9 protein-coding genes are annotated in these 12,655 nt (G+C 70.4%); 8 read left to right on the top strand and 1 reads right to left on the bottom strand.

All coding sequences use genetic code 11. From position 1 onward, the window contains the following. The 5 genes from V1634_RS32550 to V1634_RS32530 all read left to right on the top strand — a co-directional run. Positions 1-923, top strand: a 923-nt coding sequence (locus V1634_RS32550; RefSeq protein ID WP_331211456.1) for a carbohydrate ABC transporter permease, incomplete at its 5' end; no start/stop codon positions are given. Next, positions 923-1,750 carry a carbohydrate ABC transporter permease gene (locus V1634_RS32545; RefSeq protein ID WP_331210619.1) on the top strand — a complete coding sequence of 276 codons (828 nt, stop codon included), beginning with the start codon at positions 923-925 and terminating at the stop codon, positions 1,748-1,750. The genes V1634_RS32550 and V1634_RS32545, both read left to right, overlap by 1 nt. Before the next feature lies 1 nt (position 1,751). Next, positions 1,752-2,975 carry a mandelate racemase/muconate lactonizing enzyme family protein gene (locus V1634_RS32540; RefSeq protein WP_331210618.1) on the top strand — a complete coding sequence of 408 codons (1,224 nt, stop codon included), beginning with the start codon at positions 1,752-1,754 and terminating at the stop codon, positions 2,973-2,975. A gap of 190 nt (positions 2,976-3,165) precedes the next feature. Beyond that, entirely contained in the window at positions 3,166-4,191 is a 1,026-nt protein-coding gene (locus tag V1634_RS32535) for a zinc-dependent alcohol dehydrogenase (RefSeq protein WP_331210617.1), read from the top strand. After that, on the top strand, positions 4,188-4,949 hold the full coding sequence (locus tag V1634_RS32530; protein ID WP_331210616.1) for an SDR family oxidoreductase: 762 nt from the start codon (positions 4,188-4,190) through the stop codon (positions 4,947-4,949). The genes V1634_RS32535 and V1634_RS32530 overlap by 4 nt, the downstream gene beginning before the upstream one ends. Positions 4,950-5,054: 105 nt before the next feature. Here V1634_RS32530 and V1634_RS32525 read toward each other — a convergent pair whose 3' ends face one another. After that, positions 5,055-8,603, bottom strand: coding sequence for a ThuA domain-containing protein (locus V1634_RS32525; RefSeq protein WP_331210615.1), 3,549 nt, complete (start codon positions 8,601-8,603; stop codon positions 5,055-5,057). A 516-nt stretch (positions 8,604-9,119) separates the two neighbouring features. Here V1634_RS32525 and V1634_RS32520 point away from each other — a divergent pair. Genes V1634_RS32520 through V1634_RS32510 form a run of 3 tightly spaced genes read left to right on the top strand, consistent with a single transcriptional unit; the run spans position 9,120 to position 12,647 of the window. Further along, a complete protein-coding gene (locus tag V1634_RS32520; RefSeq protein WP_331210614.1) occupies positions 9,120-10,631 on the top strand; it encodes a sugar ABC transporter ATP-binding protein in 1,512 nt (503 codons plus the stop codon). Positions 10,632-10,686: 55 nt separating this feature from the next. After that, positions 10,687-11,661 (top strand): ABC transporter permease, encoded by a 975-nt coding sequence (locus V1634_RS32515; protein ID WP_331210613.1) that lies wholly within the window; start codon positions 10,687-10,689, stop codon positions 11,659-11,661. 2 nt (positions 11,662-11,663) lie between these two features. Then, on the top strand, positions 11,664-12,647 hold the full coding sequence (locus V1634_RS32510; RefSeq protein ID WP_331210612.1) for an ABC transporter permease: 984 nt from the start codon (positions 11,664-11,666) through the stop codon (positions 12,645-12,647). Positions 12,648-12,655: the final 8 nt, after the last annotated feature.

The raw sequence follows: 12,655 nt of genomic DNA, 5'->3' as shown, positions 1-12,655 counted from the left end.
CCGACGGGGCCGCGGGGTCCGCCACCCGCCGTCGCAGCGCCCGTTCCCGGCGTGCCGGCGGCGTACGGGCCGAGCGCTTCGCCCCGTACGTCCTGGTGGCCCCGGCCGTCCTGATCATCGTGCTGCTGCGGCTCTACCCGCTGCTGCTCGGGGTCAACTTCTCCTTCACCGGCGACGGTGAGCGGAACGGGGTGGCGGTCGGCCTCGACAACTACCTGGAGCTGTTCCGCGATCCGCTGTTCCGGACCGCGCTGGGCAACGTGGGACTGCTGGTGCTGCTGCTTCCGGCGGCGGTGGCGGTCCCCGGGCTGCTGGCGACGTTCATCTACCTCCGGGTGCCCGGTCACCGGCTCTACCGCGGCGTCTACTTCTTCCCCGCGGTGCTCTCCCCGGTCATCGTCGGCGCGATCTTCAACCTGCTGCTTGCCTTCGACGGCCCGCTCAACGCCGTTCTCGGGTCGGTCGGCGTCGGTCCGGTGGACTGGCTCGGGGACCCGGACGTCGCGATGTTCGTGGTGGTCGGCGTGCATGTCTGGGCGACCTTCGGAATGGCCCTGGTGGTGTTCCTCGCCGGGTTCGCCACCCTGGACGCCGCGCTGCTGGACGCGGCCCGGGTGGACGGGGCGTCGCTACCCCAGGTGATCTGGCACGTGATCGTCCCAGCGCTGTCGCGCACCATCCAGTTCGTCTTCGTGACCACGATGATCGGGATGCTGACCTCCATGTTCGGCCTGCTCTACGTCATGACGAACGGTGGTCCGGAGGGGTCGACGTACCTGCCGGAGTACTACATCTGGATCCAGCAGGGACAGCTGAGCCGCCCGGCCCTGGCGTCGGCCGCGTCGACGGTGCTCTTCGTGATCATGCTCGTCGTCGGGCTACTCCAGATCAAGCTGCTCGAGCGGGCGGGGAGGGAGGACTGATGACTCGGATCCGTCTGGGCCGGTGGCTGGTCGCCATCCCGATGGCGCTGCTCGCGCTCGCGACGATCTACCCCCTGCTCTTCACCGCCAACGTCGCGATGAAGACCCGGCGTGACTACATCCTCGACCGGTTCTCCCTGACCGACGCCCTGCGCTGGGAGAACATCGGCACGGCGTGGAGCAGCGTCGGCATGGGCCGGTACTTCGTCAACTCCCTGCTCGTGGTGACGTCGTCGGTGGTCCTGCTGCTGCTCTTCGGCTCGATGGCCGGTTTCGCCCTGAGCCGGTTGCGGTTCCGGGGTTCGAGGGCGCTCTTCCTGGGCTGCCTCGCGGGACTGTTCGTGCCATTCCAGGTGATCATGGTGCCGCTCGCCCGGATCATGGCAGACAACGGTCTCATCGACACCTACCCCGGGCTGATCCTCGTCTACGTGGCCCAGTTCCTGCCCTTCACCGTCTTCCTGATGACGAGCTACTACCGGACCATCCCGACCGAGATCATCGACGCGGCCCGGATCGACGGCAACAACGTCTACGGGGTGTACCGCCGGATCATGCTGCCGTTGGGCACCCCGGCGCTGCTGTCGGTCGGCATCCTCAACGCCCTGTTCTGCTGGAACGACGTCCTCATGTCGCTGGTGATGATGCCGTCGGCCGACCACCGCACCCTCATGGTCGGCGTGACCTCGTTGCGGGGCCAGTACTCCGACGACATTCCCACCTTCGCCTCCGGGGTCCTGATCGCCGCTCTTCCCGTCCTGGTGGTCTACCTGTTCCTCCAGCGCCAGATCGCCGACGGCGTCGCCGCCGGTTCCACGAAGGGCTGACATGCGGATCACTGGATATCGGACACTCACCACGGTGCAGGAGTGGGGGCGGCCCGTCGGTGACGCCAACGGTGTCTTCGCCGACGGGGTGGTTCCGGTGTCGATCGTCGTCGTCGAGACCGATGAGGGCATCTCGGGGGTCGGCATCGGGCCGCACGTGGAAATCGAGCGGATCTTCGCGGCCATCGACGGCGAAGACCCACGCGCCGTGACGACCCTCTACGACCGCATGCTGCGGCACACCTTCAAGGCGGGGCACGCCGGCCCGGTGTTCGGCACCATCGGCGCACTCGACACCGCGCTGTGGGACATCAAGGCACAGGCGGCCGGCGAGCCACTGTGGCGGTTGTTGGGCGGACGCGACCGCCGGGTCCCCGCCTACGCATCCGGCCTGGACATCGGGCTGTCCGACGACGAACTCGTCTCGGCCTACGAGGTCTACGCCCGGTACGGCCTGCGGGCGGCCAAGCTCAAGGGCGGCCTCGACATCGAGCGCGACCGGCATCGCCTCTGCCTGGTCAGGGATGTGCTGACCGAGGCCGGGCACGGGCTGCGGCCGGGCCTGATGCTCGACGTGAACGAGGCATGGACCCGCAAGCAGGCCGTCCGGCACGTCTGCGAACTCGAACGCACCCTCGACCTCATCTGGATCGAGGAGCCGGTCCGGCGCTGGGACGCCGAGGGTCTCGCCACCGTCGGCCGGGGAATCCGCGCGTCGGTCGCGACCGGGGAGAACCTCACCGGGCTGGAGCAGTACCGTCCACTGATCGCCGCCGGTGCCGTCGACATCGTGCAGATGGCCGCCGTCTGGGGGGTCACCCATTTCCTGCGGGCGTCCGCGCTGGCCCACGGTCATGACCTGCCGGTCAGCCCGATCGGTAACAGCCCGGTCGGGCTGCTGCACGCCGCGACCTCGGTGCCGAACCACCTGACCAGCGAGTTGCAGGACCTGACGCCACCGGTCGGCATCTCCGTCGACCTGCACGTCGAGGACGGTGCCTTCGTGCTCGGTGACTCGCCCGGTCTGGGGGTCCGGGTCGACGAGGACCGGATCCGGGCGACCACCCGGCGCCCGCAGGCGCAGACCTCCGAGGGCCCCCACGTCCGGCCGGAGCGGGCCGGACGGCGACTGCTGGCCGGGGTCGACGGCGTCGCTCCGGTACGGCGGTTCTCCGGCGCACCGCTGCACTCCCACAACGACGTGTCGCCCACCGCACGCCATTGACCCAGACCGCCTCTGCGCACCGAAAGGACATCCGGGTGCCCTCCTCGCACAGACAGTTCAGACGACCCACGGCCCTCGCCAGGCTCCTGGCCGCCGGAGCAGGAGACCGTGGCTGCTCCGCCACGGCGGTGTACCCACGGTCGTGCCCGGCCGGCAGGAACGACGTACCGACCACCGAGACGGAGGATCGATGAAGGCAGTCGTCTACCGGGGGGCGCGGCACCTCGCGGTCGAGGAACGTGACCCGGAACCGCCCGGTCCCGGCCAGCTGCGGATCGCGGTGGCCTACACCGGGATCTGCGGTACCGACCTGCACATCTACCACGGGGACATGGATGCCCGGGTCGGCGCCTCGGCGATCATCGGGCACGAGATGTCCGGTCGGATCGCGGCCGTCGGGGCGGAGACCACCGGCTGGTCCGTCGGCCGGGCCGTCACCGTGATGCCGACCCGCTCGTGCGGGGAGTGCGCCGCCTGCCGGCGCGGCAACTCCCACGTCTGCCATGCCATGGACTTCCTCGGCATCGACTCGCCGGGCGCCATGCAGTCGTCCTGGAACGTCCCGGCGGACCTGGTCCTGCCGCTCCCCGACGACCTGCCGCTCGACCACGCGGCGCTCGTCGAACCGGTCGCGGTCGCGGTGCACGACGTCCGGCGGGGGAACGTGACCGCCGACGACCAGGTGGTCGTGGTCGGCGGCGGGCCGATCGGGGTACTCATCGCCACCGTCGCGAAGGGCTGCGGCGCGCGGGTGCTCCTCGTCGAGCCGGACCCGTTCCGGCGGGCGGCCGTGCACGGGATGGGGATCGAGGCCGTCGACCCTGGGACGACCGACGTGGTGACGCTGGTGGACGACCGTACCGACGGCGCGGGTGCCGACATCGCCTTCGAGGTCTCCGGCTCGGCGGCCGGCGTCACCACGGCGGTGGACGTGCTGACCACCCGCGGCCGGCTGGTGATGGTGGCGATCCACCCCCGGCCCCGGGAGGTCAACCTGCACCGGTTCTTCTGGCGCGAACTGGAGCTGCTCGGCGCCCGCCTGTACCAGCGGGCCGACATGGCGGAGGCGGTCCGGTTGGTCGCGTCCGGCGCGATCCCGGTCGGGCGGCTCATCTCCCGGGTCGAGCCCGTCGAAGCAGTGAATGCCGCGTTCTCGGCCCTCGAGGGCGGCGGCGTGCTGAAGGTACTCGTCGACTGGCGGGAGGACGACCGGTGACCGACCTGTTCGACCTCTCCGGCCGGACCGCCGTGGTGACCGGCGCCCGGCGCGGCATCGGCCTGGCCATGGCCGAGGCCCTGGCCGTGGCCGGTGCCGACGTCGTCGGCGTCTCCGCCGAGTTGGAACCGGCCGGAAGCGAGGTGGAACACCGGGTACGGGCGGCCGGCCGCCGGTTCACCGCGCTGCGGGCCGACCTCGCCGACCGGGCCGCCGTGCACCGGTTGGCCCGGGACCTCACCGCGCTCGGGCCGATCGACATCCTGGTGAACAACGGCGGCACGATCGCCCGTACCCCGGCCGCCGAGCACCCGGACGAGATGTGGGACCACGTCATCGAGGTGAACCTGAGCAGCCAGTTCGTGCTGAGCCGGGAGATCGGCCGGACGATGGTCGAACGCGGTCGAGGGAAAATCATCTTCACCGCGTCGCTACTGAGTTTCCAGGGCGGTGTCACCGTCCCCGGTTACGCCGCGTCGAAGGCCGGCGTGGCCGGCCTGACCAAGGCACTGGCGAACGAGTGGGCGTCCCGTGGGGTGAACGTCAACGCCATCGCACCCGGTTACATCGCCACCGACAACACCCGGGCGTTGCGTGACGACCCCGATCGCGACCGGGCCATCCTCGCCCGTATCCCGGCGGGCCGGTGGGGCCGCGCCGACGACCTCGGCGGCGCCACGGTGTTCCTGGCGTCGGCGGCGTCGGACTACGTCAACGGGATCGTGCTGCCCGTCGACGGCGGCTGGCTGGGCCGATGACGGACGCCCTGGGCGACCGACCTCCCGGTCGGGACCGGTGCCGTCTTCCCGGACACCGGTCCCGACCGGACCGTCACCGGCTGCCCGGGGCAGCCGCGGTCGGCGTCACGCCAGGGTGAACCGCCACTGCTGGTTGGTGCTGTTCTGGCAGTTCCACTGCAACAGCCGGGCGCCGTCGGCGGTGGCGGCGCCGTCGACGTCCACGCAGTGCCCGCTGAGCACGCTTTTCACCGTGTACACCCCGGAGGTGCCGGTCGGGGTGGCGGTGAACTTCTGCTGGCTGCCGTTGTTGCAGGTGGCCTGCTGGAGGAAGGCCCCCGGCGCGGTGGAGCCACCGGTCACCTCGACGCACTTGCCGCTGTGCACCGCCTTCAGATAGACCGCGCCGCCACCGGCGTCGACGGCCTGCCATTTCTGGTTGTTGCCGCCGGTGGCTGCCCACTGGTGGAGCTGGGCGCCGTCGGCGGTGGAGACGCCGCTGACGTCCATCAGCTTTCCGCTGTGCTGCGCGGTGAGCGTCCAGGTCCGGCCCGCTATGCCGCCGTCGGCGTTCGGTACGCCGACGCCGTTGCCGCCGAAGGTGTGCGAGTCGAGATCGAACCAGTTGTTCGCGCTGCCCTTGAAGACCAGGTAGAGGGTGTGGGTTCCGGCGAGCGCGCCGACGTTCACCGGCGGGGTGGACTGGTAGTTGTCCCAGCCGCCCGTGCTGGGCACCGGGGTGGTGGCCAGCAGCGTGCCGGTCGGCGAGTCGGCGCGCAGCTCGATGGTGCCACCGCCGGACGGCGACGACAGCCGGTAGCTGACGCTGGTGATGCCGGACAGGCTCATCGGGGTGAAGGCGATCCAGTCGTTGTTGGAGATGTCCCCGACCCGTCTGCCACTCTCCGCGCCGGCCTGGTCGACGACCCGGGTACCGGACTGGCTGCTGTAGTACTCGGCCTGCTTGTGCCTGGGCTGGAGGATCGCCTGCGCGCGGCCGGTGAGCGGGGCCGCTCCGCCGGCGCCGCCGTTGTCGGTGTAGTGCGCGTTGAGCACGTAGAACAGGTTGGCGCCGTCCGGGTGTCCGCCGAGCAGGTCGGTGGAGATCGTGCCGGAGCAGCCGGGGTAGTCGGTGGTCTCGTGCGCGTGGTCGTCGTGCCCGAGGGCCGGGTTGAGGACCACCCTGGTGCAGTCGACCGCCGCGCCGCCCGGGTCGGAGACGCTGATCTGGTACGAGACCTTGTCACCGAAGGTGAGCATGCCGCCGTTGGGCGGAGTCGTGATGGTGACCACCGGGGCGGTGTTGCCGACGGTGATTCCGACGTTGCCGAAGCTGCTCTTGCCGGAGCTGTCGGTGACCTTCAACTGCGCCGTGTAGTTGCCGTTGCCGGTGTAGACGTGCGACGGGTTGGCGGCGGTCGAGCTGCTGCCGTCACCGAACGTCCACTGGTAGCTCAGCGTGTCGCCGGGATCGGGGTCGGTTGTACCGGCGCTGCTGAACTGGACGGTGAGCGGCGCGTTGCCGCTGGTGGGCGTACCGGTCGCCTTGACGATCGGCGAGCGCCCGCCCTGGATGTAGTCGATCCGGTAGAGCCCGGAGTCGCTGTTCCCGCCACCGAAGTTGGTGCCCCACTCCAACAGGTAGAGCGAGCCGTCCCGGCCGAACTCCAGGTCCATCGGCTTGTTGAAGTTGCCGGCCGGCAGGAACGGGTTGGTCCGGGTGACCGTGGTGGCCGAGTCGAAGTGGACCTCCTTGACGTAGTTGCGGGACCACTCGTAGAAGAAGTGCACCCCGTCGTAGTACGGCGGGAACTTCGTCGCGGAGGGGTTCGCCGGGTCGTACCGGTAGACCGGCCCGCCCATCGGCGCCGAGCCGCCGGAGCCGAGTTCCGGGAAGGTCGGCGAGGTGCCGTAGCCGTACCAGATCTGGGGTGCGACGACCGGCCGGAGGCTGGTCAGGCCGGTGTTGTTGGGCGAGTTGTTGACCGGCGCGGCACAGTTGAACTTCGCGCCGACCGCACCCGTGTCCGGGTTGTACGGCGCGTACGGCTGGTTGTCGCCGTGGCAGAACGGCCAGCCGTAGTTGCCCGGGGACTTGATCACGTTGAGTTCGACGAGTCCCTCCGGGCCGCGGTTGGTGGTCGGCGGATTCCGGTCGGGCCCGTAGTCGGCCAGGTAGACCCAGCCGTTGGCCGGGTCGATCGAGAAGCGGAACGGGTTGCGGAAGCCCATCGCGTAGATCTCGGGCCGGGTCTGCGCGGTCCCCTGCGGGTAGAGGTTGCCGGTCGGCACGGTGTAGCCGCCGCTGGCCGAAGGGCGGATGCGCAGCAGCTTCCCGCGCAGGTCGTTGGTGTTGCCGGCGGTTCGGGCGGCGTCGAGGTTGGCCTTGCCGGACCGCCAGTCCAGCGGGGCGTAGCCCTGCCAGTTGGGGTCGAGGTTCGGCGGCGTGTCGTCGCCGGTGCCGATGTAGAGGTTCCCGTCCGGGCCGAACTCGATGTACCCGCCGGTGTGGCCGGGCTCGGGGAACGTACGGTCCCGGTACGCGGGGATGTCGATGATCCGGACCTCGCTGGAGAGGTTCAGCGTGTCACCGCTGAGGGTGTACCGGGAGACCCGGTTGACGTCGGTCGTGCTGCCCGCCGGCGAGTGGTACAGGTACACGTGGCCGTTGCTGGCGAAGTTCGGGTCCAGCGCCATCCCGGTGAGGCCGTCCTCGCCGCCGGTGTAGACGCTGAGCGTGCCGGCGGTGACGGTGGTGTTGGTCGACGGCTTGAAGACCTTCAGTTGGCCGCCCCGCTGGACGTAGAGCACCCGACCGTCGGGTGCCACCGCCAGCGCCATTGGGTCGACGGTGTTGTCGTCGAGGGTGCGCTTCTCGAAGTTGCCCCAGACGGTGCCGCCGCAGTCGCCGGGCTCGTTGCCGGCGGCCCACCGGACGCCGCCGAGGACGTGGTTGCGGAAGTTGGTCTCGCTGTAGGACTCGGCGGCGTGCCCCATCGCGGTCGCCCAGACCCGGCCGCCGCTGACGTTGCGGCACCAGGAGATCGGATGGTCCGGGCCCATCGCCCGGGAGCCCGGGTTGTACGTGCGCTCGTCGGCGGTCACCAGGACGTGTACGTCGCCGCGCGGGTTCTTGTCGAAGTTGTACCACTCCTCGCTGCGGTTCCACCGGTCCGGAAGGCTGGCCGTCGAGGGATGCTTCCTGTCGGCCACGATGGCGGTGCCGGGCAGCACCCCGGGGGAGTGCTCCGGCATGTGCGCACCGGCGTTCACGGTCTGGTCCCACCACGGGTACTCGCCCTCGATGCCCATGTCCGTGGCGTTGTGTACGGCGACGATGCCCTTGCCACCGGCGACGAAGCCCTCCACCGCCTGGCGCTGGGCCGCCGAGGTCCACACCATGCCCGAGGTCTGGAACATGATGAGGACATCGAAGGTCGCGAGGTTGGCCGGGGTGAAGACGTTCGCGTCCTCGCTGTGCACCAGCTCGAAGTTGTTCGCCGCCGCCTGTTGCTGGAACATCGAGATCCCGGCGGGGATCGAGTCGTGCCGGTAGCCGGTGGTCTTGGTGAAGAGCAGGGCGCGGAAGGCGGGTGCCGCCGACGCCGGTGGTACGAGCGCGAGCGACAGTAACAGGCCGGCGAGCAGTCCGATGATCAGTGTGTTGCGGCGCATGCCGTCTCCTAGTTCGGGCGGGCAACGGGATTGCGGCCACGGGCCCGCGGCGCGCCAGGTTGTGCCTGGGCACGCCTGCGGGCGCGAGTGCCGGTCGCGTCGTGCCGTTCGCCGCAACGGCAGTCAGCCCCGTAGGACGTCACAGACCGTGACGTAGGTGTGCTCCTCGTCCCATGGCCTGCTGGGTGTCGGGATGGGCTTCGCATCAAAGACCATCGATGGCTGCGCTTGCGTTTCACGTCGACCCGAGGTGTGGGCGGCCATGTCTGGCCCCTCGGTCCGGCGCCGCTGCCGATCGAGTGGCGGGCCCGGTAGTCGCCTCAAGTCGAGGATTGCGGAGCCGCATCCAAACATCTATCTTCATACGTGTGATGTTTCGCTCGTGTCAAGCGAATGTTTGTGACGGAAGAACGTAAGCCTCCGCGTTGCGCCCGAAAGTTCGTCGCTGCCCGAACAGAACGAAACCGGGCCCGGCGAAGAACCCCTCGCTGACTACTACCTGTAAGGGCTTCCGCGATGTCAGATCCACGAACGGCGCCGCTGCTCGCCCTGCGGGGCATCGGAAAGTCCTTCCTCGGGGTACGCGTCCTCGACGGTGTCGACCTCGACGTCGGGCCGGGCGAGGTGCACGCCGTCGTCGGTGAGAACGGTGCCGGGAAGTCCACCCTCATGAAGATCGTCTCGGGCGGACACGGCCCGGACGAGGGCACCATCGAATTCGCGGGTGAACCCCGCGCGTTCCGCGGTCCGCGCGACGCGCAGCGGGCCGGCATCGGCATCATCCACCAGGAGTTCAACCTGCTGCCGGAGCGCACCGTCGCGGAGAACGTGTACCTGGGCCATGAACCGGTACGCCGAGGGCTCGTCGACCGCCGGGAGATGCTCGGCCGCACCGGCCGACTGCTCGGCTCGATCGGGGAGACCGCCCTGCCGCCCGACGCCCGGGTGGGACATCTCGGCGTCGCGCAGCAACAGGTCGTCGAGATCGCCAAGGCGCTGGCCCTCGACGCGCGGCTGCTCATCATGGACGAGCCCACCGCGGCGCTGGCCGACCACGAGGTCGAGTTGCTGTACGGCCTGGTACGCCGGCTCCAGGAGCGGGGCATCGGCCTGCTGTACGTCTCGCACCGGCTCGCCGAGGTCTTCGACCTGTCCGGCCGGATCACGGTCCTGAAGGACGGCCGCCGGGTGACCACCGTGGACACCGTGGACACCACCGCCGACGAACTGGTGCGACACATGGTCGGCCGGGAACTGTCCAGCTACTACCCGGACCGGGCCGGTCCCGAGGACCGCGGTCCGGTCCGGCTCACCGTCCGCGGCGGGGGAAACCGGAAGCTGCGCGGGGTGGACCTGGAACTGCACGCGGGTGAGGTGCTCGGCGTCGGTGGCCTCCAGGGTGCCGGGCGGTCCGCGTTGGCCCGTGCGCTCTTCGGAGCGGCCCCGTTCACGACCGGCAAGGTCACGCTCGACGGCACGCCGATCCGGCTGCGCTCGCCGCGCGCCGCGATGCGGGCCGGCGTCGCCTACGTCACCGAGGACCGCAAGGGCGAAGGCATCGTCGCCCGGCAGTCCGTACTGGACAACGCGCTGCTCGCCAGCCGAGCCGTCTTCGCGGCCCGGTCCGGCCGCGCCGCCCGTACCGTGCGGGTCCGCGAACTGCTCGCCGCGGTCGACGTCCGGGCCGCCGCCGACGACCAGGAGATCCGCTTCCTCTCCGGCGGCAACCAGCAGAAGGTGGTGCTGGCCCGGTGGCTCGCGGTCAACCCGCGGATCCTGCTCTTCGACGAGCCGACCCGGGGCATCGACGTGGGAGCGAAGGCGGCGATCCACGATCTCGTCCGCCGCCTCGCCCGTGACGGTGCGGCGGTTCTGATGATCTCGTCCGACCTGCCGGAGCTGCTGGGCATGAGTGACCGGATCGTCGTCATGCGCGACGGCCGGATCGCGGGCGAGTTGCCCGCCGACGCGACCGAGGAGGACGTCATCGCCCTGGCACTCGGGACCGTACCGGAGGCGGTCCGGTGAGGGTGAGGAGTGAGCCGGTTTTGCGAGCCCCGCAGTCGCGAACAGAGGCGGTCCGGTGAGTGGTCTTTCACTCGTGCCGGCCCGACGGCCCGTACCGGGCGTCTTCGTGGCCCTGACCCTCGTCCTCGCGATCGGGTGGTTGGTCGTGACCATCGACGGCGGCCAACTGTTCAACCAGTCGACGACGGTGAGCCTGCTGCACGTCGCCGCCGGGCTGGGGCTCGTCGCCGTGGGTCAGACCCTGGTCATCCTCGGCGGCTCGCTCGACCTGTCGGTGGCGTACGTGATCAGCCTCAGTACCCTGGTCGCGGCCGAGGCGATGGAGGGCCGCGACGGCGCGCTGCTGCCGGCGGTCGGCCTGGCGCTCACCGTGAGCGCCGGCGTCGGGCTGCTCAACGGGCTGCTCGTCACCAAACTACGGATCAACGCGTTCATCGCGACCCTCGGCGTCGGGCTGCTGCTCAAGGGGTACCTCGACAACGGTTACGACGGCCCCGCCGGCAGCACCGCACCCGCGCTGGTGCGGAGCCTCGGATACCAGCGCATCGGTCCGGTACCGCTGTCCTTCCTGCTGCTGGTCGCCGTGACCGGGGTGGCCTGGTTCGCGCTCTCGCGGACCAGGTTCGGCCACCACCTCGTCGCGGTCGGCGGTGACCCGGAGGTCGCCCGGCTCTCCGGCGTCCGCACCGACCGGGTTCTCGTCACCGCGCACGTGCTCTGCGGGCTCTGCGCCGGGCTCGCCGGCATCTACCTCGCCAGCCGGCTCGGTTCGGGGGCGCCCCGGGTCGGCACCGAGGGTCTCTACGACCTGGAGTCGATCGCCGCGGTGGTGATCGGTGGCACCGCCCTCGCCGGCGGACGCGGCGGTGTCGTCGGCACCCTCGGCGGGGTGCTGCTGCTCGCCAGCATCGACGCCATCTTCAACCAGCTCGAGGTGGACGCCTTCTTCAAGCAGGTGATCCGGGGCGCCGTCATCATCGCCGCGGTCGCCGTCTACGCACGCCGGGCGCTGCGGAAGGCGGACTCCTAGCCATGCAGACCGTCCAACGCCCTCCGCTCCCGCTGCGCGTCCTGCGGTTCCGCGCCGGTGGTGTCCTGCCGATCCTCGTGATCCTCGCGGTGCTGCTGGTGCTCGTCGCCGTCCGGCAGCCCGACTTCCTCGCGCCGCCGTCGCTGATGTCGTTCCTCGGCCGCTCGGCGCCGGTCATCCTGCTCGCCGCCGGCCAGTACTTCGTGATCGTCTCCGGCGAGTTCGACCTCTCCGTCGGTTCCCTGGTCACCGCCCAGGTCGTCGTCGCCGCCCGGCTCATCGACAGCGATCCGTCCCGAACCTGGCCGGTGGTACTGGTGCTGCTCGCCGGAGGGGCGCTCGTCGGGCTGGTCAACGGTCTGGTCACGACCCGGCTGCGGGTGCCCTCGTTCATCACCACCCTGGGGATGTTCCTGATCCTCGTCGGCGCGGTGTACCTATGGTCCGACGGCGCGCCCAAGGGCGGGCTCTCCGAGGAGTTCCGCCAGTTCGGCCGGCGCGCGTTCGAGGACGTGCCGCTGCTCGGTCGTCTCCCGTACGCCCTGGTGGTGCTGTTGGTTCTCGCGGCGTTGGCCGTGCTGCTGATGCGTTCCGACTTCGGTCGCACGCTGGTCGCCGTCGGCGACAACCCGCGCACGGCCGAGCTGAGCGGGGTACGGGTCTGGCGTACCCGGACCGGCGCGTTCATCCTCAGCGGACTCGCGGCGGCGGTCGCGGCGATCCTGCTCGGCGGCTACAGCGGCGTCTCGTTCCAGGCCGGCGCGGGTCTGGAGTTCGGGGCGATCACCGCGGTCGTTCTCGGCGGCGTCGCGCTGGGCGGCGGTCGCGGTTCGGTGGTCGGCGCGATGCTCGGCGCGTTGACCCTGGAGCTGCTCTTCGCCCTCATGAACTTCTACGGCGTCTCCGGCGCCCTCAGATCGACTGTCCAGGGCGCGATCATCCTGTGCGCCGTGGCGGTCTCGGCTCTGCGTTTCTCATCCAGATAAGGGGATTC

The sequence above is a fragment of the Plantactinospora veratri genome, assembly GCF_036421995.1.
Taxonomy (GTDB): domain Bacteria; phylum Actinomycetota; class Actinomycetes; order Mycobacteriales; family Micromonosporaceae; genus Plantactinospora; species Plantactinospora veratri.
The sequence above is the reverse complement of the archived record's forward strand: the minus strand, read 5'-3'. Positions and strand labels throughout refer to the sequence as shown.